The 20194-nt window shown below is 28.5% G+C and carries 27 protein-coding genes, 1 pseudogene and 1 riboswitch; of the genes and pseudogenes, 23 read left to right on the top strand and 5 right to left on the bottom strand.

All coding sequences use genetic code 11. The annotated features are described in order from the left end of the window. Positions 1-73: 73 nt before the first annotated feature. The 4 genes from HMPREF9709_RS10015 to HMPREF9709_RS08910 all read left to right on the top strand — a co-directional run bounded on the left by HMPREF9709_RS10015 (position 74) and on the right by HMPREF9709_RS08910 (position 1829). Positions 74-223 carry a hypothetical protein gene (locus HMPREF9709_RS10015; RefSeq protein WP_005399292.1) on the top strand — a complete coding sequence of 50 codons (150 nt, stop codon included), beginning with the start codon at positions 74-76 and terminating at the stop codon, positions 221-223. Beyond that, positions 220-1041: a DUF6933 domain-containing protein gene (locus HMPREF9709_RS10190; RefSeq protein ID WP_005399291.1), complete on the top strand. Its 822-nt coding sequence runs from the start codon at positions 220-222 to the stop codon at positions 1039-1041. Before HMPREF9709_RS10015 ends, HMPREF9709_RS10190 begins: the two co-directional genes overlap by 4 nt. Before the next feature lie 65 nt (positions 1042-1106). Further along, complete coding sequence (locus HMPREF9709_RS08915) at positions 1107-1355, top strand: hypothetical protein (RefSeq protein WP_005399290.1); 249 nt, start codon at positions 1107-1109, stop codon at positions 1353-1355. Between the two features lie 294 nt (positions 1356-1649). Further along, on the top strand, positions 1650-1829 hold the full coding sequence (locus tag HMPREF9709_RS08910; RefSeq protein WP_040464281.1) for a hypothetical protein: 180 nt from the start codon (positions 1650-1652) through the stop codon (positions 1827-1829). Positions 1830-1880: 51 nt separating this feature from the next. On the opposite strand, the gene HMPREF9709_RS08905 is transcribed toward HMPREF9709_RS08910, so the two are convergent. From HMPREF9709_RS08905 to HMPREF9709_RS08890, 4 genes are all read right to left on the bottom strand, one after another. Next, positions 1881-2597, bottom strand: a complete 717-nt coding sequence (locus HMPREF9709_RS08905) for an energy-coupling factor transporter transmembrane component T family protein (protein WP_005399288.1) — start codon at positions 2595-2597, stop codon at positions 1881-1883. A gap of 75 nt (positions 2598-2672) precedes the next feature. Further along, positions 2673-4145, bottom strand: coding sequence for an ABC transporter ATP-binding protein (locus tag HMPREF9709_RS08900; RefSeq protein ID WP_005399287.1), 1473 nt, complete (start codon positions 4143-4145; stop codon positions 2673-2675). Further along, complete coding sequence (locus HMPREF9709_RS08895) at positions 4145-4720, bottom strand: ECF transporter S component (RefSeq protein ID WP_005399286.1); 576 nt, start codon at positions 4718-4720, stop codon at positions 4145-4147. Before HMPREF9709_RS08895 ends, HMPREF9709_RS08900 begins: the two co-directional genes overlap by 1 nt. A 1-nt stretch (position 4721) precedes the next feature. Then, positions 4722-5336: a YkoF family thiamine/hydroxymethylpyrimidine-binding protein gene (locus HMPREF9709_RS08890; protein ID WP_005399285.1), complete on the bottom strand. Its 615-nt coding sequence runs from the start codon at positions 5334-5336 to the stop codon at positions 4722-4724. Between the two features lie 193 nt (positions 5337-5529). Continuing rightward, a riboswitch (TPP riboswitch) is annotated at positions 5530-5630 on the bottom strand. A gap of 462 nt (positions 5631-6092) precedes the next feature. On the opposite strand from HMPREF9709_RS08890, the gene HMPREF9709_RS08885 reads away from it, so the two are divergent. The 3 genes from HMPREF9709_RS08885 (at position 6093) to HMPREF9709_RS08875 (ending at position 8842) form a co-directional block, all read left to right on the top strand. Further along, complete coding sequence (locus tag HMPREF9709_RS08885; RefSeq protein ID WP_005399284.1) at positions 6093-6551, top strand: GNAT family N-acetyltransferase; 459 nt, start codon at positions 6093-6095, stop codon at positions 6549-6551. 242 nt (positions 6552-6793) lie between these two features. Then, entirely contained in the window at positions 6794-8200 is a 1407-nt protein-coding gene (locus tag HMPREF9709_RS08880; protein WP_083831410.1) for an FAD-dependent oxidoreductase, read from the top strand. A 21-nt stretch (positions 8201-8221) separates the two neighbouring features. Further along, positions 8222-8842, top strand: a complete 621-nt coding sequence (locus HMPREF9709_RS08875; RefSeq protein ID WP_005399282.1) for an MBL fold metallo-hydrolase — start codon at positions 8222-8224, stop codon at positions 8840-8842. A gap of 291 nt (positions 8843-9133) precedes the next feature. On the opposite strand, the pseudogene HMPREF9709_RS10370 reads toward HMPREF9709_RS08875, so the two are convergent. Continuing rightward, positions 9134-9214: pseudogene (locus HMPREF9709_RS10370) on the bottom strand (AbrB/MazE/SpoVT family DNA-binding domain-containing protein); the annotation flags it as partial. A gap of 179 nt (positions 9215-9393) precedes the next feature. Between HMPREF9709_RS10370 and HMPREF9709_RS08870 the strand changes: the two are divergent. The 16 genes from HMPREF9709_RS08870 to HMPREF9709_RS08790 all read left to right on the top strand — a co-directional run bounded on the left by HMPREF9709_RS08870 (position 9394) and on the right by HMPREF9709_RS08790 (position 20089). Then, positions 9394-9723, top strand: coding sequence for a PadR family transcriptional regulator (locus HMPREF9709_RS08870; protein ID WP_005399281.1), 330 nt, complete (start codon positions 9394-9396; stop codon positions 9721-9723). Beyond that, positions 9710-10312 carry a DUF2812 domain-containing protein gene (locus HMPREF9709_RS08865; RefSeq protein ID WP_005399280.1) on the top strand — a complete coding sequence of 201 codons (603 nt, stop codon included), beginning with the start codon at positions 9710-9712 and terminating at the stop codon, positions 10310-10312. The genes HMPREF9709_RS08870 and HMPREF9709_RS08865 overlap by 14 nt, the downstream gene beginning before the upstream one ends. Positions 10313-10339: 27 nt before the next feature. Beyond that, on the top strand, positions 10340-10981 hold the full coding sequence (locus HMPREF9709_RS08860) for an endonuclease III domain-containing protein (protein WP_005399279.1): 642 nt from the start codon (positions 10340-10342) through the stop codon (positions 10979-10981). Between the two features lie 133 nt (positions 10982-11114). Next, entirely contained in the window at positions 11115-11324 is a 210-nt protein-coding gene (locus HMPREF9709_RS08855) for a helix-turn-helix transcriptional regulator (protein WP_005399278.1), read from the top strand. A gap of 9 nt (positions 11325-11333) precedes the next feature. After that, positions 11334-11753, top strand: coding sequence for a hypothetical protein (locus HMPREF9709_RS08850; RefSeq protein WP_005399277.1), 420 nt, complete (start codon positions 11334-11336; stop codon positions 11751-11753). Positions 11754-11900: 147 nt separating this feature from the next. Then, the gene (locus tag HMPREF9709_RS08845; RefSeq protein ID WP_211204526.1) at positions 11901-13016 is read left to right on the top strand and encodes an ArgE/DapE family deacylase; all 1116 of its coding nucleotides are present in this window, start codon (positions 11901-11903) and stop codon (positions 13014-13016) included. A gap of 76 nt (positions 13017-13092) precedes the next feature. Further along, positions 13093-13413 (top strand): hypothetical protein, encoded by a 321-nt coding sequence (locus tag HMPREF9709_RS08840; RefSeq protein ID WP_005399274.1) that lies wholly within the window; start codon positions 13093-13095, stop codon positions 13411-13413. 124 nt (positions 13414-13537) lie between these two features. Then, a complete protein-coding gene (locus HMPREF9709_RS08835) occupies positions 13538-14704 on the top strand; it encodes an ATP-binding protein (protein ID WP_005399273.1) in 1167 nt (388 codons plus the stop codon). Between the two features lie 189 nt (positions 14705-14893). Continuing rightward, entirely contained in the window at positions 14894-15703 is an 810-nt protein-coding gene (gene zupT, locus HMPREF9709_RS08830; protein ID WP_005399272.1) for a zinc transporter ZupT, read from the top strand. 147 nt (positions 15704-15850) lie between these two features. After that, complete coding sequence (locus HMPREF9709_RS08825) at positions 15851-16651, top strand: coiled-coil domain-containing protein (RefSeq protein WP_005399271.1); 801 nt, start codon at positions 15851-15853, stop codon at positions 16649-16651. A 1-nt stretch (position 16652) separates the two neighbouring features. Then, positions 16653-17054, top strand: a complete 402-nt coding sequence (locus tag HMPREF9709_RS08820) for an HIRAN domain-containing protein (protein ID WP_005399270.1) — start codon at positions 16653-16655, stop codon at positions 17052-17054. Between the two features lie 2 nt (positions 17055-17056). Continuing rightward, positions 17057-17668: a hypothetical protein gene (locus HMPREF9709_RS08815; RefSeq protein WP_005399269.1), complete on the top strand. Its 612-nt coding sequence runs from the start codon at positions 17057-17059 to the stop codon at positions 17666-17668. A gap of 30 nt (positions 17669-17698) precedes the next feature. Further along, positions 17699-18127, top strand: a complete 429-nt coding sequence (locus tag HMPREF9709_RS08810) for a hypothetical protein (RefSeq protein ID WP_005399268.1) — start codon at positions 17699-17701, stop codon at positions 18125-18127. A gap of 280 nt (positions 18128-18407) precedes the next feature. Further along, positions 18408-18695: a hypothetical protein gene (locus tag HMPREF9709_RS08805; protein ID WP_005399267.1), complete on the top strand. Its 288-nt coding sequence runs from the start codon at positions 18408-18410 to the stop codon at positions 18693-18695. Positions 18696-18749: 54 nt separating this feature from the next. Next, on the top strand, positions 18750-19775 hold the full coding sequence (locus tag HMPREF9709_RS09860; RefSeq protein ID WP_005399266.1) for a GrpB family protein: 1026 nt from the start codon (positions 18750-18752) through the stop codon (positions 19773-19775). Between the two features lie 11 nt (positions 19776-19786). Further along, the gene (locus tag HMPREF9709_RS08790) at positions 19787-20089 is read left to right on the top strand and encodes a hypothetical protein (protein ID WP_005399265.1); all 303 of its coding nucleotides are present in this window, start codon (positions 19787-19789) and stop codon (positions 20087-20089) included. Positions 20090-20194: the final 105 nt, after the last annotated feature.

The raw sequence follows: 20194 nt of genomic DNA, 5'->3' as shown, positions 1-20194 counted from the left end.
ATAAAGGATAGATAAATTTTACATGATATAATATTTAAAAATAAATGTAAGAAAAATACACAGGAGGGGAAATGTGGTAATTTACTGTTCAAGCGCTTTTAAGAAGTCATTAAATATAGGTAAAGAAGAAATTGTAGATTCAAGTGAGATCAAAGAAGAAGAATTATTTTGCTGGCATGCTCATATAAAAAAAGTAAATGGTAAAATACTATTGTTCTTATGAATGATAAAACAATGCTTTCTATGATATTTAGGAATAATTTACCTAGAAATCCTGAGAAATTTAGGTCCTTAGTAGAAGAAAACCTAGTTAAATTTTTTAGATTTGAAAATTATAAACATCAAGAAATAGAAGCTTATTTTAAACAAATGGGTGATATTATTTTTTCTGAAAAAAATGATAGAAAAATTACTGGAAATTTAAATCGTTTATATTACGAACTTGAATTTGGAAATGATTGGATAGATATAACTCCTCAATTTCTAAAATCTAATTGGGCAAATGGTAATCTTAGAAGAATGGGTAAAGCGTATATTGAACCTTCTGAAGAAATGGAAATAGAACTAAAGGCGCTAAAAAATAAAAATGTAAATGTAGGCGATAAAATAAAAGAAAAAAATAATAGAATAAACAAATATTATATTATTTCTGTAAAATTAAATTCAGATTGCTATAGACATATAAAATTACCTGTTGACACGACCCTTGAACAATTTGCTGATACAATTATCTACTCATTTGATTTTATGAATGATCATGCTCACGCATTTTTTATGGATAATATTAGCTGGAGTAAAGAAGATTTTTATTATCCAAAATTGATTGATGAAAAAGATAAATACAGACATACATCAGATTATACTTTAGATGTTGTTGAAGTTGGATATGAGTTTAGGTTTATATTTGACTTTGGTGATGAATGGACATTCCAATGTAAAGTATTGAAAGAAGAGGAAGAAGAAACAATTAATTATCCTGAAATAATAAAAACAGTAGGGGATTCACCAGAACAATATTCAAATTATGACGAATTTGAATAATATTCATAATATATTGCAAAATAGCATAGATACAATAAAATCTTTAGATATGAAAGAGGAATTTAATGCAAGAATATAATTTAACAACTTTTTTAGAAGACATTTCTATGAATCGTGAGTTTGAATTCTATTATTTAAATAAAATGTACTCTTTAACTTTTATACAAGAAGGTTATGTTTTTACTGATGTGCAAGAACAAGTATATTGTATATATCAAACATACGAAGACTTGCTTAATTCTGTGAGGATAAGGGGTTTATCAATAGAAGAAATAATTGATAAACATTTGTATGAAGATCTAACAATATTCTAAAAAAGTTATTAAATGCAGAATCAACGTTTAATAATGTGGAATTCTGCACAGAATGGAAAAATTTTAAAATTTAGAATATGCAAAATGGATAGATTATGATTAATGGGAGTAGAAATGAACTATAAAGACATTATTTGGGTTTTGCTAAATTTAATAATACTGTATATTTTTATATATATTTTACGTAAATTATATTTTAAACAAAAATATTTTTCAGGCAAATAGTTCATTTGGTCTAAAGATGATCAAGAAAATAAAAAGTTGATAGGATATCATGCTTATGAAAAGCCTCTGATGCCATTAATCGTTGCTATAATTGGTTTTTCAAGATTTATTAGAGATTATTCTGTTTTTATGGCTAATTTATTAAAAGTAATATTTTGGCTATTAATTATTTATGTAATAGTTTCATTTACATTTATTGAAAGAGAGGAAAAGAAACAAAATTTTCAAAAGGAAATTGATGAAAATTGATTTTGAAAAAAGTGAAAATATCGAAATCAATATTTCATCATTCCTCTACATCTATCCCAAAATCAACCCAACAATAATTGTTAAGTTAACACCAATAAGAAACACTACATCAAGATAGGAAAAACTCGTATTAAATGCTATTCCTCTCTCAGCATGCTCGTCAAAACCTCTGGAAACCATGGCCATAGCGAGGCTTTCTGAGCGTTCTATTGAATGTACTACCATTGGGAGTAAGTACTTTGTTGAAAGTGGATTTGCATGTATTCCTCTGATTTTAGCAGATCCTCTGACTATATTGTATTCACTTTTGATGATGGGAAAGAAGTTGTAAGCTGCTAAAATACTGTATGCAAACTTAGGAGATAGGCTAAATTGTTGCATTAGGCTCATTATTAATTCGAGAGAATTTGTAGTGTAAGCAAAAAGGAAGCCTATCCCTCCATAGGCTAAAATTCTACTTGAGAGTCTTAGCCCATTCTCAATAGACGAAGAATGGATTGGCTTGTTAAAAAAGAAAAATAGGATATCACCAGACACTTCATCTCCTGGGAATAGTACACCGGTTGCAAATATAGCAGTAGTTGCAATTAATAGAGGAATCATTGCAAATAGAATTTTCTTAATCTTTGATTTAGAATTAATTAAAGTAAGGAAAATGCAAATAAAAAAGATTAGAAAATTCATGTTTTTTACATATTTAATGGATAATAATAAAGAGGCTATTATCATTGTAATCATCTTATATGCTGGATTTAATTTCTTTACCATTTTTTAATTCCTTTCTCTATGTTTATTATAGAATAAATTAGAAGTTTTATTCATTGATAAATTTATATAAAAAATCTATTTCTCATTTACTACAGATTCCATTAAACTTTTTTGATTTTCTTTAATTTTTAGAAATTCTTCTTTGCTAATTTGTTTAACTTCGCCATTTGATACTACATAAACAAAATTTGCTAGGGATTGAGCTAAATCTAAATCGTGAGTAGAAATGATTGTCGCTAAACCCTCTCGTGATTTTTGATTCAATAAATTTAAAATATTTCTTGTTGATTTTTCATCTTGTGCATAGGTTGGTTCATCAAGTAATAACAAACCTCGATTGCATGAGAGCATTGAAAGTATGGCAAAGCGTCTTTGTTGACCTTGACTTAATTCATATGGTGATGCATTTTTATAGTCTAGTAAATCGAATTTTTCTAAAATTTCTTCAGCGTAATTTTTAGTATCATATTTATTTAGTTTATTATTTTCTAAGCTTAACTTTATTTCATCAATAACTTTTGTAGTTAAAAATTGAAATCTAGGATTTTGAAATATTAAACCGACTTTTTCAAAGTGATTAATTTTACCTTTATACTTTATCAATTTAACTATCGCAAGTAATAGGCTGGTTTTACCGGCACCATTCTCACCTAAAAGCACGTGACATTCCCCTTGTTTTATAGATAAATTAACATCATTTAAAATTATTTTCTTATCAAATTCAATAGAGACATTGCTAATATGCAACAACTCCTTAGCTTTGGGATTTATATTATTAGGAATGTATTTACTGTAAAACTTGTTATCATAGAAAATTCCTAAGTGATTAAAGGTTTCTTTCTGCTTATTGATGTCCTTGACATTTATATTATTTTTTACAATTTTCCCATTCTCATTCATTAAAATTAAGCTATCAGTCATGGAAATCCAAAAATTTGGATTATGGTCAACTATTAAAAATCCTATGTCTTTTTTACGTAAATTTTTTAAGACATTGATGACCATTATTCTTGACTTTGGGTCTAAATTAGCAAGAGGTTCATCTAAAATCATAAATTTTGCTTCTGTTGCTAAAGATGTAGCTAAGGCAATTTTTTGTTTCATTCCACCTGAAAGTGTGTGAATGGATTGATTTTTAACATCTTGTAATCCAACCATTGAAAGCAAATCTTCAACTCGTTGATGATAATTTCCTTGGTAGTTTATGTTTTCTAATGCAAAAAGTATTTCATTAGATGGGGTATCCATGCAAAATTGATTATCAGGATTTTGGAATAAGATAGAAATTTTTTGAGACCTTAAAGTTGCGTTATATTCTTTAATGTCTTTTCCATCTAATAATATTTCACCATCCATATAGCCTGCAAATTCAGGATATAATCCTGATAAACAGTGGGCCAAACTGGATTTACCGCATCCAGAAGGCCCCATTAAAAGTACACTCGATGATTGATTAAATGTTAAATCAATATTTTTAAGTGTATTTTCTCCATCTTTTTCATATTTAAATGATAAGTTTTTTGCTTCTAAAAAATAATTATTTTTCATTATTTTCCTACTGAATATGATTTAAGTAATTTCATTTCAGATAATTTGTCGACCAATTTTATTGGAATGTATCCCGCAAAGATTAAGGTCGAAATTATTCTTACCACAAAAAATAGAAGTATTATTGGTAAAGATAAACTTCCATAACCTGATCTAATGAATGACCAGATAAATGAAGTTATGCATGTGCCAATTGCTGCTAAATACACAGTTTTATGATCCCATTTTCTATAGCCATATCCTGCAAATACAACTTCTGCACCTAAGCCTTGCACAATTCCAGAAACTATAACCATTGGCCCAAAGAAATTTCCCAAAAGTACCTCTATAACTGCAGCTAGTACTTCTGTAACAATTGCAACACCTGGTTTTTGAATGATATATGCAGCTAATGTTGCAGCCATCAACCAAATACCAAAGACAATCTCATAACCCATGAAACCTATTCCCATTGGTGTGAAAAATCCTACTAATGTGGTTGAAAAATATACTGCACCTAAATAAACAACTCCTAATACAACTGATAAAATAGAAACCATTATAACATCTTGTAAACTTAAAGTATTATTTTTCATATTAATCCTCCACAGTTGGGCTATTCACAGAAATAGTAAAATGAATAATATAGTGTGAAATTCTCACTTCTAAATATTTTGTAATTTCACCAAAATAATTAAAAATATCTTGTACATCACCTTCAAGTCTTGTGGCATAATGTATTGATTTAGGATTTAATCCTTTATCTTTAGCTATATCTACAATGTCATAAATCTCATCCATATAATTATCATTTCCCATTGGATAAAGAGAAAACTTACATAATGCTGGGAAATGAATGTCTTTTATCAATTCTTGATTAGGTGATTTCCCTTCTATTCCCATTTTCACATCGCCTTTTGAATCCCCAGGACATCCCTTTGAAAGCAGCCCTTCAATTGTCATGTGAATATCTTCTTTATATGCATTAATAAATAGCGCTTCTACAGCATCAACAACATATTCACTCTTTCCTCTGTAAACAGTTGACAATGCATCAGTTTCTGTCCAAACATTTGAAATGTCTGTCTTTTCTAATGATGATAATATGATATCAACAAAATTGTCAGTCATTGGATATAAAGAAAAACGACAACCAGTGATATTACTATCAATTCCGCAAGATAAATTTACTTGATCTAATTCTTTGTTCATTTTGTCCCCCTAAAATTTTATATAAAAAAAAGACTACCTCATAGTGAAGTAGTCTAAGTAATCAAACTATAATGTGTAATAAAATGAAATATCACAAACAATCAACTGAAATATTTCACAATAACACAAGTAAAATCTCTAATATATCCCTTAATGTCACACTCTAAATAGACAAACATACTTGATTTTACCTTATTGTTACCGACTTTCTTCCCTACGTTGGTTTTAACCAAATCAGGTTCTAAGGGTCTAGATTTCTCTATCTCAGCTAAATAAGCTCCCCCGAAATATCTTTTTCTATATAAATCTTAACATAGTAAATTTTTTCTTACAAATGTTATGTTATTGACAAAGGTTAGGGGTGGAAACGTTCGTTCTTGTATCAATATATTTTCCTAATAATTACAATTTTACTTGGTATTTTCAGTTTTTCTATTTTACAAAGTAGTTATTTTGACAAATTTACTTGGTTAAAGTCGTTTTTTTGATATACCCAAGTAATTTTTTCAGATTATAATAAAAATTTTACTTTGTAAATTAAATATTTTAAAATACCCAAGTAAATCTGCAGATTTTATTACTTTGCAAATTTAAAATTTCGAAATACCCAAGTAAATTAACAATTTTTATTACTTTGCAAATTTAAAATTCAAAAATACCCAAGTAAAGAATAGTTAAGGTATTGACATAAATTTCCTGTTATGTAAATCTAGTCTTAACATACACTATTTATTTACAACAGGAGCAGTAATATCTATGAACTACAAATTTGAAAAACTAAATAAAGACAATTTTAAATCATATCTAGATTACTTAAAAATAGCAGTAAAACTTGAGCCCGAATTAATGTGTTCAACTGAGATTAATGAGAAAGAACTTTATGCAAGATTAGATGATGAGCTAAATAAACAGACTACTTCATTACTTGCAATTGTAGACGATGTAGTTATAGGAAGAATTGAATACCATTTTTATGCTTGTCTTCAAGATGGATTTAGGATATGTTATGTCGATTGGCTTTATGTTTTACCTAAATATAGAAAACAACACATCGCAAAGAAACTTTTTGAAGAGATGATAAAAGATTGTATTGAGAATAATATTGATGAAATTAGGTTAATAAGGGCAACAAATAAAAATGCTAATGATTTTTACAATTCCTTTGAAGACGCAAATTTATCTGAAGTACCTTTTTTTAGAATTAATGTAAATTGATAATGAATGTAAAGTGATTTTAAATAAAACTTAATTATAACTATAAAGGTTGTTATATTTATCTCCTTGAAAATATTGGGTATGTAGATATTAAGTATACTTAATCATTTATACATAAAAGTTTTAGGAATGTTATTTTTTGATTTCAAGGGGGAGACATGAAAGATATTTTTGAAAAAGAAAGAGAAATCTTTAAAGTTGAAGAAATAGAGGGAGAACCTGTAGAAACAAGGTAATATGATATTGTTGTTGTAGGTGCAGGTACTCCTGGGGTGCCTTGTGCTTTAAAGGCTGCAGAACTGGGCGCGAAAGTATGTGTTATCCAGAAGGAAAAAGAAGCGAGTGCTTGTGGCCATATTGGAGTGGGGATTGATTTTGAAAAATCAAATAAGAAAGACTTGGCAAAGCTTATATCAATTTTCTTAAAAGAAAGTGATTTAAGGCCTAATAAAGAACTTTATGAAATGTATGTTGAAAATTCTGGAGAGGCGCTAGAATGGTTAATTGAAAAGAGTAAAGAAGCTGGTGCTGGTATATCTTCTTTAGGAAATGGACCTCATAAGAAGTTTATGAAAGATAATGATTTGGACTTAGATTTTGTCACAGCTTTTTATGGACCTAAGCCTTATGATGCAGGCGAAGCGATGAAGGATTTATCAAAACTGGCGGAAGCTAAAGGTGTAGATTTTTACTATAATACTCCTGCGATTAAATTAATAAAAGAGGGCAATAGAGTTGTCGGTGTTTATGGAAAATCTGATAAAGGTGTTATTGAGTTTAGAGCAAAAAATGGGGTTGTTATAGGTACTGGAGATTATCAAAATGATGAACAAATGAAATCTCATTACATTCCTGCTGTATTGAATTTAGAAACTAAAAAGTTTGGTAGAAGTGGTGATGGCCATAAGATGATTATAGATGCAGGCGGACATATGGAACTAATCGGTCATACAAAAATGGTTCACGATATGGATGCTGGTCCAAGTTCTAACATGCAAGCACCACTATTAAGAGTAAAATTGAATGGTAAGAGATTTTGTAATGAAGAAAATGGCATGGAATACATGAATTGTTTCCTTTTAGATGAAAAGAATTCTGGACACTATGCAGAAATATTTGATGCTAATTATTTAGAAAATGCTGAAGAATGGGGATTTAATTTAGCTAAATTAGATGAGCTTAAAAAGTATATGCCAGAAGAAGATGCTGATAGAGAGGGTGTACTTATTGATTTAATAAAAACATTTAAAGCGGATACTTTAGAAGAGCTGGCAGAAAAACTTGAAATAAAAGACAAAGAAGAGTTTAAGAAAACAATAGCTCGTTATAATGAAATGGCGAAAAATCAAGAAGATACAGAGTTCGGCAAAGATGCAAAATATCTTTATCCAATTGAAAATCCTCCATATTACGGGACACATCGTCATTTAAGACTTACAATGATTTGCAGCGGAATTGAAGTTGACGGAAATCTTAGACCATTAGATGATGACATGAGACCTATTGAAGGGGTTTATGCAATAGGAAATCTTGCCGGTAATTTCTATGGTTCTTACGATTATCCATTAACATTGTCTGGATTAAATCTTGGACACAATTATACTCAAGGTTATGTGATTGGAAAGAGATTAGCACAAAATACACATTAAAGTTTTGTTAGGAGATTGCCTATGAAAATTACAAGTTTTGGAACAACCACCTTATTATTTGATGATGGGGACAATCATATTCTCTTTGATGCGCATTTTACAAGACCTACCATAATGCAGTATCTATTTAAAAAGGTTTCAAGTGATGATAAACTGATTGATAAAATGTTGAAAAAGCATGGGATAAATAAAGTTGATGCTATTTTCGTTTCACATTCCCACTATGATCATGTTATGGATGTCCCATATATTGCTAAAAAAATGGGGGCGAAGATATATGGAAGTATAACCACGAAAAATATTGCTCTTGGTCAGAATGTTGAAAGTAGTCAAATTGAAGTCTTTGAGGAGTATCGTTCATACAAAATTGGAGATTTCAAAATCACGATAATCCCATCTATTCATTCGAAACCAAATGCGTTTAATGACGATTTAGGTGAAGAGATAACAGAGCCATTAAAGGATTATCAAAATCTGAAAAATTTTAAAGAGGGTGGCTCTTATGATTTTTACATCGAAAATAAAGGGAAGAGATATTTAATTCATCCAAGCTGTAATTATATTAAAAGTAGGTTAGATGGATATGAGACGGATGTTTTGTATTTGGCTTTAGCAGGTGTAATGAAAATGAATAAAGAATAAAGAAAAAAGAAAAGAGTTTTTCGATGAAACCATAGGTGTTACTGCTGCGAAACTTGTCATTCCAATACATTGGGATAATTTTTTTAGACCTTTAGATGAGCCTACCAAAGGAATGCCAAAAATTGCAGAAAGAACGGATCTCGTTATGTTTGAACTTGTAAATTATTGTGAAAAACATGGAGTTGATACTGTGATTCAGCTGCCTAGAACTAGTTTTGAAATTTAGGAGTAATATAATTCTGTCTATTTTTTAGTAAAAATAAAAAACAAATATATGTTCTGTTATAATTAATCGCCTTTTGATAAATTTAGGGAATAAATTATGTCTTTTGGGATAGTAACTTGAGATTTTGCTTTCAATTCTACTAACACGATTAACCTCCTAAAGTTTAACTTTCTAGCTTTCACACAATATTTTATATCTTATAGAGAAAATCGTTCATTTTATTAAGAGAATATTTCCATTAAATTACTTTACTTATACTACGTTTAGTGATATACTTTATTTAAAGCAATACTACGTTTAGTGATATATAAGAAGAGGTGATTTTATGAGGGATAATGTATCAGGTGGAGCACTTACAGAGACATCTTTATTAGTCTTGCTATCTGTCTATGAAGAATTGCATGGTTATGGAATTAAACTTTTTATTGAAGAAAAGACTAAAGGTAGGGTTGTATTAGGTATGGGAACACTTTATGGCGCAATAAAAAATCTTTCTAAAAAAGGATGGATTGCAGAAAGTTCAAGAGAAGATGGCAAAATTAATTACATAATTACTGAAGAGGGTAAGGAACAAGTTAATAATGAAAAAATAAGACTGAAAAGACTGCAGAATCTTATAGACGAAATAGGGGGGGAAAGTAATGATAAAAATTAAATTCTTTATTGATCCAGTAAGTCAATTGGAGCCATGGTTAAATAAGATATCTAATGAGGGATATAGACTTGTTTCGGTAAAAAGATTTATATATAAATTTGAAAAAACAAATAAAAAATATAGTTATACAACTCAGTTCGTTGGTACTAAACCTTGGAATGAAATAAAAGATTATGTCAGAATGTTAGAAGAGAACGGTAGTAATACATTCTTTGCACCATTAAACCAAGGAAATGTTTCATTTGGTAAGGTTAGATTAAGACCTTTTGCTGAATCAAGTGCTAAAATTGCAACAGGATTTACAAATTTTAATAGAGAAATTTTGATTGCAGAAAATGTAGGACAAAATCAACCTTTATTAACAGATCCATTCGATATTGCAAATGAATATAAGCATTTGAGAAATACATATCTAAATGGACTCATTCTACTTCTTTGTATGTTGGTTTTCTCCATTTATATGTTGGTACATAATGGTGGAAATATTTTAGGTTATTCACTATTAGGAATTTTATCAGCAGTCACCGTGTGGGTTCTGTTTTTAACTAGCCGAGCACACTTGAATTATAGAAGGTATTTTAACTATTAAATTAAAAACATAACAAAAGGATTCTAAATGAAATTAAAACGACTATATAACTTCATTTACGACAACATGGGACCTCAGGGATGGTGGCCTGCAGAGAGTAAAGATGAAATTATACTTGGAGCATTTCTTACACAAAATACCAATTGGAATAATGTAACGAAGTCTCTTTACAATTTACAAGAGTCTACAAATTTTATACCTGAAAAGATTCGAAAACTTGATTTGGAAAACTTAGAAACATTAATAAGACCTTCAGGATTTTTTAAGAATAAAGCTCGTGGGATTCATAATTTTTTCGTATGGTATGAGAAGTATCAATATAATCCTGACATTGTAAATAAGATTTTTACAGAAACAGAAACTCTTCGAGATACATTACTAAGTTTTCATGGTATTGGTGAAGAAACTGCCGATGTTTTATTACTTTATGTTTTTGATCGAATAGTATTTATAAGCGATACATATGCTAGAAGACTTTTTAGTCGATTGACAGGGAAAATTTATACCAATTATAAATCTCTTCATAGAGAAATAAATCTTATAAAAGAAAATTTTACATTACAAGAAGCTCAGGAATTTCATGGACTTATTGATGAGTTTGGTAAAATTTATCTCTCAGGGAAAAGAGATAAATGGGAAGAAAGTTTTCTGAAATCATTTAAATTCTGAAAAATTAGACGTTTATTATTAAGACTTATGAGAAAATTCATAGGTCTTTTTTGTTTTAAAATTATTTATATGGTACTATAAATGTAACATACTATGTACTATAAATGTAACCATATTTGTTTAGGGGGTCGTATTGGGCGAGATAAAGATTGATAATCGAATAGAAGAGTTTAGAAAAGAAAAGGGACTTTCTCAGCATAAACTTGCTAAGGCTGTTGGATTAAAGAGACGTTCAATAATGGCGTATGAAAATAAAATGATCAGTCCAACGATTGAAACAGCATATAAAATATGTAAAGTATTAGAGAAAGATATAAAAGAAGTGTTTATTTTTGAAGAATAGGAGGAAAATATGGGAATATTTTTGACTAGTAGCGATGAACTTTATAGTTTTGTGAAAGATGAATTTGGAGAAACAGATAATTATCTTATTGCAATGAAACATAATTCTTTTGCAAAGTCTCTTCTAAAAGCGACAATAAGTACTATTTATCGAAATATGGATTCAAGTAGGAATTTTATTCTTTATTTTGACGAAAAGGGTATACATGAAAAAGAAATGTCATTTAGCGACAAGTCACCATTCGTATTGATACCTTGGAATGAAATTGAAGAATTTACTGAGGATGAGAAGTGGAACAAGGTAATTTTAAAAGTAAATCATTTAGGTAAAGTCTATGGCTACGAAATACCGTTTAATGGAAGGATTATGAAAGGAAATAAAGAAAGATATAATATTCTTCATGAAAATAGCTATCATAGACTTGATTAAGGGTAAAGATACTAGTGATAAAGTTGCTTGAAAAGAGGGGGATATCATGGACAAGAAAAAAAGTATAAAAGTTTTACAAGACATTCTTAAAATTAAGACAGAAAATAATAATGAAAAAGAAGTTGCTATCTATTAAATGAAAATGGTATAGAATCTGAACTGGTTGAGTTTGATGAAGGCAGATGTAGTTTAGTCGCTGAGATAAGTAATGGTGAAGGAAAAACTTTAGCAATTTCAGGACATATGGATGTTGTAAATGCCGGAAATGAGGAAGAATGGGATAAACCACCTTATGCTGGAATAATAAAAAATGATGTTATTTGGGGCAGGGGCGCTTCTGATATGAAGTCTGGATTGGCAGCTCTTGTTTTAGCAATGATTGATCTACATAATAGTAAAAAATTTAAGGGTAAAATTAGACTTCTAGCTACTGTTGGTGAAGAGATAGGAGAGCTGGGTTCTAAGCAACTAACTGATGAAGGGCATGCTGATAATATTGATGCTATGTTGATTGGAGAGCCGGTAAATATAGGCATTGTCTATGCTCACAAAGGTTCATTAAACTATAAAGTGACTTCAAAAGAATTAGCTGCACATTCTTCAGCACCTGAAACAGGAAATAATGCTATAGAAAATTTACTGAAGTTGATAAATGAGATAACAGTTAAAATTAATGAGAACATTGAAAAACACGTAAATAAAGTACTTGGTAAAACAATTCATAATATAACTTTGGTTAAGGGTGGGACTCAGGTAAACTCTATTCCAGATTATGCAGAATATGAAGCGAACGCAAGAACTATTCCAGAATATAGCAGCGAAGATGTAATAAATGATATACAAAATATAATTAATCAATTTAACAAAGAAAGTAAAAATAATTTTGAATTAATAGTTACGGCAAATCAATCTCCAGTTGAGACAAAACCTGACTCAGAGCTAATAAAAGTAATTCAGGAAGTTGTAAATGATTATGAAGATATTAAACCAAAAAACTTAATTAAATCTATGGAAGATTTATTAGACACAGATTTAAGTTTTGTATCAGAACTTTTAGGTGATACAGAAGCCATTCAACCAATTGCTGTATCTGGCACTACAGATGCTGCACAATTTATTAGAGCTAATAAAAATATTGAATTAGCAGTATTTGGACCAGGAGTTCCTGTGTTAAATCATAAGATAAATGAAAGAATGCCATTATCTCAATATCTAGATTTTATCGAAGCTTATAAAATGATTTTTGAAAAATATTTGTCATAAGATAAAATTAGAAATTAGCGATTTAATAAAATTAAAGAAATGAAGAAAATAAATAGTATAAAGTGGAGGGAGTTGTATGGTTATAGGAATATTAATTGTAGATATAGTAGCTATAACTTTATTGTATTTTTCATATAAAATATATAATGGGAATATAAGTTATATTCATAGTTATCACACAAAAAACATCAAATCAGAAAATTTAAAATTATATTCTAAGCAGTTTTCTTTAGGTTTATTAGTGATGGGGATTGGGCTTATATTTTCTTCATTATTTATGTATCTAGAAAAAGTAATGTTTGTGTTGATAGCAATGATGATCGCTTTTATAGTTGGAATATTAATTATTGGAAATGCACAAAAAAATATAATGGCGGTTGGTTTGCGTAGAAAATAACAACACATAATTTCCTTAAACAAGGAAATTAGATAAAATACGGGCACTTTTTTCAAGTACAACTTGAAAAAAGTGCCCGTATTTTTTATAATTAATATAAAATAATATTCTAAAGGAGGGTTTTATGATAAATAGAGAAATATCTGACAGCCTAATAAAATTAAAAGAACAAGTGCCAGTTATTACTATTTTGGGGCCAAGGCAATCTGGAAAAACTACTTTAGTTAAAGAATTATTTCCAGAATATACCTATGTAAATTTAGAAGATCCTGTCGCAAGAGAATTAGCGAAAGAAGACTATATTGGTTTTTTTGAAACATATCCAGAACCTTTAATAATTGATGAAGTACAAAGGGTTCCTGAAATACTTTCTGTAATTCAAGTTAAAGTAGATGAAGATAGGCTAAAAAATGGACGATTTATTTTAACTGGAAGTCATCAACCAAGTCTTCAAAAGGGCATATCTCAATCACTTGCTGGAAGAACTAGCATTCTCTCTTTACTTCCTTTGAGTATGAATGAATTATTAAAAGAGGATTTATTAGAAAATTTAAGTTTAGACAACCTTTTAATTAAAGGAGGAATGCCTGAATTATACAGGAAAGGATCTAGAGAAGCTTATGTTTATTATCGCGATTATTTAAATACATATGTTGAGAAAGATCTTAGAGAAATGTTAGAAATAAAAAAATTAGATAGTTTTATAAGATTTCTTACATTATTAGCTGGAAGAGTTGGTCAAGTTGTTAATTTATCCGCTATGTCTGGAGAGGTGGGTGTTTCTTCTACAACATTATCAGAATGGTTATCTGTATTAGAAGCGTCTTTTATAGTGTATAAATTAAAACCATATTTTTCTAATATAACAAAACAATATATAAAATCACCAAAAATCTATTTTACAGAAGTCGGATTGGCAACTTATTTACTTGGTATAGAAAATGAAACACAAATGAATCGTGATCCATTACGAGGAAATCTTTTCGAAAATTTGATAGTAAGTGAAGTATTAAAGAAAAGATTAAATCAAAATAGAGATAATAATCTTTATTATATGAGAACAGTAAAAGGAATAGAAATAGATTTGTTACTTAAACAAGGAATAAATTTATATCCTTATGAGATTAAAACTTCAATGACACCAAATAAATCATTCTCAAAAAATTTACTTTATTTTGTTGAATCAGAAGATTCAGTAATGAATCCTAAAATTATATACACAGGAAAATCATATTCTAAATTTAATGGTGTAGAATATGTAAATTATAAAGAAATAGACAAATATTTTTGATTTTTCCTTATTTAAGGAAATTAGATAAGATATGGGCACTTTTTTCAAGTACAACTTGAAAAAAGTGCCCGATTTTTAAAATAACATCTCATCTCAAAAAATTTTATTTTAATCTTGACTAAATTAGTCGGGTATGGTAATTTAATATTTGCTACTCTGGTTAATAAAATATCATAAGAAGAGGTGAAAATGGAAAATATAATAACGGCAGTCTTATTGACTGTAATTGCAGGTTTAGCAACCGGAATAGGTGGATTAATTGTACTAAGGTCAAAATTGGATAATACTAAATTTTTATCATTATCACTAGGTTTTTCGGCAGGTATAATGATTTTCCTTTCATTTGTTGACATGTTTCCAAGTGCATTATCTTCCCTTCAAAATGTATATGGTGAAAAGAATGGTTTTATTTTAGCTTGTTTGGGATTTTTTATTGGTTTTTTCGTAAATGCTATTATAGATAAAGTTGTACCAGAAAAAGATAATCCTCACGAGTATTATTCATATACAGAAAAAGAGAAAAGAGAATTGGCACATCTTGGAGATCAAGAATTATACGAAACGGGTATTAAATCTGCCCTAGCGATAGCATTACATAATTTTCCCGAAGGTTTAGCGACCTTTGTTGCAGCTATGCATGATCCAAAACTTGGTATAACAATTGCGATAGCGATAGCCATACATAACATTCCAGAAGGAATGACAGTTTCCATTCCAATTTATTATTCAACAGGAAGTAAAAAGAAAGCTATATATTATGCATTTTTATCAGGCTTATTTGAGCCGCTGGGAGGTATAATTGCATATCTATTTTTAAGATCTTTTACCTCTGCAGCCATGTTTGGAGTAATTTTTTCTATTGTAGCAGGTATCATGGTGTTTATATCTGTAGACAAATTATTGCCAACTGCAGAAAAATATGGCGGGCATCACAACTCAATTTATGGTTTATGCGTTGGAATGTTTGTCATTGCATTTAGTATTGTTCTTTTATTTTAAAACTATATATACAACATTAAAAAGCTCTAATGATTTTGGGGCTTTTTTTGTTGCGAAAAATTGAATTGTCCTTTGAGATTTACAAGTTGTTTTCGTTTTCCTTATAGTATACAATTAAAGTAATAAATAATTAACAAGGATAAGATTATGTCTAATATTATTGAATTTCCAGATATAAAGAAATTACAGGAAGAAATAAAAAAATTAAAAGATGATTTGAATGATAAGTTTTTAGAGAGAGATGTATTAAAATTTAATATATGTGAAAATATTAAGATGGAATACATGCTTTCAATTGGTAATTTAGAACTTAAGTTATATGAGCTATATACTGAATATTTGAGGCTTAGAAGAAAGAGAGATATAATTCAAACATATATAAATAGACAAGAGAAAATAGATATTGAAGATGTAGAACAAGAATTAGACAATGAGTTTATTGAATATCAGAAAAAATTGGAAGATAAAATAAGAGATATTAACAAGGCTATTAAAAGGAGTAATTTAGAAACTTTGCCTTCAGAAAGTGTAGAAGAAATAAAAAAGAAATATAAAAAAATTGTTAAAATGCTCCATCCAGACTTAAATCCTAATATTAGCGAAACTGATAAGATGCTATTTATTAATGCGGTGGAATCATACAAAAATGGAAATTTAGAAAATATTAGAATAATTTATGAAATTATAGAAGGTAAAGATATAGAGCTAGAGACATCAAATTCCTTAAAGGAATTAAAAAGTGAAAAAAACAGATTAGATAGTTTACTGGAAAAAATTAATCAAGAAATTGATGAGATAAAAAATTCCTACCCATATATTTTGAAACAATATTTAGATAATGAAGAAAAGAAAGAAAATCTAATTGCTGAAATAATGGAAAACATTTCAGATTATCAAGAAGCTGTCGATGCTTTACAAGAAAGAATAAAAGAACTTTTGGAGAATTGATATGAATGATTTAACTAAAGTTAATAAAAATAAGCTTATTGATGTATTACATAGAGGTGGTTCAAATATTGATATTCCAAGACCTTTTGAAAGGGAAATATTTTTATTCGACACTTATGTTGCCGGGACTACACATATAGAAAATATGGAAGAGATAAAAAACACTTTGTATAGAGGAAAAAAATTATTATTCTTTAGAGAACCGAATAATGAATTTGATTCAAAAGCCATAAAAATACAAACAGAAACAGATGAAAAAATAGGTTATGTCCCAAAACAAGATAATCTAATCTTTTCAAGATTAATGGATGCTGGAAAAATATTATTCGGAAGAATCGTACAAATTGAATTCAAAGGGAAATGGACAAAAATTAAAATAAAGATTTTTTTACATGAGGTTTAAAAGTGTATTATTTGTATGAATGGATTACTGAAAATATTATGATTCTTGATACTCATTTTATGAAAATAAAAGAGATAGAAGGAGATTATTGCTACATTATAGCTCATCATATAAAGAATAAAAGTATCATTGAAGAAACTGTAAAAAAATTATTAACGGGTGGATTCAAATATTTTAATATATTTGGCGAACAATCTTTGGAATGGGAAAAAATAATATTAAAGTATTCAAGAGAAAAAGTTATTGTTGAAGCAAGCAAGGTAGCAAATAATGAGCTTACATATAATTTAGCTATGTTTTCTGAAGAATTTCCAGATAAGAAACATATTGTAATTTCAGATGATGAATTTTTTACACAATATTTGGTAGATGATTTTAAGGAAATTATTAAAGGTAATGCCAGTTTTACAACAAAAGATTGGAGAATCTTGAGGAATGGACTTGAATTCACTTATAATGGAAAAGATTCAATAGTTATAGTAGATAGAGAAGTTACTATCGGATTTATAAATGATCAAAGAACATATCTTAGTATTTTTAAAGGTTTTAGGGATAAAATATTTGACGGAAAATCTTTTTATGAAATTTGGGAAGAGATACGGGATAATATGTAACCATTAGTCAATAATGATAAGAGGTGTTTTATGAAAAAAGAATTAAAAGGATTTAAGTTTAGATTATTAACATCTTTTTATTTTATAGATAAATTGGGTTATGAATCTATCCTTGAGAAGGGATTAGAATATACAAGGATAAATTTTTTAGTGGATAGAACACCGAATTTTCTAGAAATTAATGATGAAACCGAATTTATAGATGATTTAATGAATATTAAAGTAAATGAATGGAATAATAAAGGTTTTGAAAACCTTACAGAAGATGCAGAACATTGGAAATTATATATTTATTATGATGATATTGAAATAAAGACGGGAGGGATAGGAAGATATCCTAAAGAATTTATGGATATTCTTCACCGTAAATATGGTTTAAAATATTCCGTACTTGATAAAGATGTAAAAAAACGTGGAGTTATAATAAAACATAAATGGGATATTAAGAGAACAAAATAGTTCCATATGATGATATAGAAGGTTTTTATAGAATTTTCGTAATTATTTCTATAATATTTATGGAAATAAAGATGAATAAGAAATTTGATAAAGAAGGTAATGAAAGGTAGTTTTTAACAAGGAGCAAACCATGGGAAATAAACCAATATTTTAATATACCAAATCTCCATCTTTAGGGCTAACTAAAGATGGTATTGAAATATATGACAAAGAAAAAGACAATATTATCTGTATAAGCAATTCTAAAAGTATAACAACTTATGATAAAAAAGTACGTACTTTGCCATATGAGGTAATTTTAGAGATAAAAAAAGTTATTACACAAAATGAAAATTTAAAAAATATCACAGAAACTGAACGCCCGTTAGTTATGGATGGATATAATAATACATTTGAAATATTATTTGACAACAAATTACATAAAATTAGGGGGACTAATTTATCTTTTTATATATTTGAAGATACAGAAGATTCATCTAAAGCAAATGCAGTTTTAAAATTTTATGATTCCATTAGTAAAATATTAATCGAGAATGGAATAGAAAAAGAATATTTTAGTTTAGGTTAATAATTTATTTGATTTATAATATAATGAAATAAATAAATTATTCAAGGAGCCTATATGAACAGAGAAATTACTTTACACAAATATAACCCCGATTGGAAAAAAAGATACGATATTATTGAAAAAGAGATGTATATGGTTATGGGTGATGAAGTAGCGAGTGTTCATCATTTTGGATCAACGTCAATTGAAGGAATGAAGGCTAAAGATACGGTTGATGTGCTAGTGTTAGTTGAAGATATTGTAAAAATTGATGAATTTAACGATAAAATGGAAAATTTAGGATATATTCCAAAAGGGGAGTATGGCATATCTGGACGAAGGTATTATCAGAAATTAGATAATAGTGGGGTTAATCATTTATCACATATTCACATTTATTCAAAAGGTAGTGAAAAGGCAAGAGAAGAGCTTAAATTTAGGGATTATTTGCGTGCGAATGAAGATGCTTTTAAAAGATATTTAGAAATAAAAGAGGAAGCAAGCAGATTGTACAGACATTACCCGGAAAAATATCAATGCTATAAATCGGATGTTATTAAGGAATTGTTAAGTGAATCGAATCAATTTTTTAAGGAATCTGAGAGATTTAATGACGACTGTGGCTTTTTAAGGGAGAAGAATAGGTTTAGATATAGGGCTGCAGCAATAATTGTAGAAGATAATAAGATTCTTTTAGCGAAAAATAATGTAACGGATTATTATTATTCTGTTGGAGGGGAGGTCCATCTAGGTGAGACTTCTGAAAAAGCGGTTGTTAGAGAGGTTTTTGAGGAAACTGGAGAAATATATGAGATTGATAAACTAGCAATTATTCATGAAAATATTTATTGGGGCAGCGACCCTGGTTTTGAAGGTGTATTGTGCCACGAAATTTGTTTTTATTATAGAATGAAGCCAAAAGGTTTCTTAGATATTAAATATATTGGTCAAACCACAGATGGCGCAAAAGAAGAAGTTCAGTGGATTGAATTTGAAAAATTACACGATATTACGGTATATCCACAATTTTTATATAAATATCTAAAGGGAAACCTATCTGACATTTTACATATTGTAGATGATAGAACGGGTATAAATTAAGGAGATATAAATTGAATAATGATGATAACAATCAAGATATGAAAATACAAAAAATTAGAAAAATTTCGAGCATACTTGGAGCTAATGGCATAATTCTTATATTAATAATAATTATTTCTAATTTGTCTTACCCGAACATACTATATTCAATATTTACCACTATAGCTATAGCTTTAGTATTTATAGCAGCGGGTTTGGCAATAGCAACCTGGATTATGGAAATAAATTTAGCCTATAAAAGGAAACAATATTTATCTATTTTAATATTAATTTTAACTGGGATATTCTTTATTTTGCTAATTTTTAGAAGATAATAAAGAATATTTTAAATTAAGGAGATATAAATGGCAGGTATAAAAACAAAACAACACTAGGCTATATAGATGAAAAATGGGGCTTGATTAAGAAATAAAATTTTA

The organism is Helcococcus kunzii ATCC 51366, from assembly GCF_000245755.1.
Lineage (GTDB): Bacteria > Bacillota > Clostridia > Tissierellales > Peptoniphilaceae > Helcococcus > Helcococcus kunzii.
The sequence above is the reverse complement of the archived record's forward strand: the minus strand, read 5'-3'. Positions and strand labels throughout refer to the sequence as shown.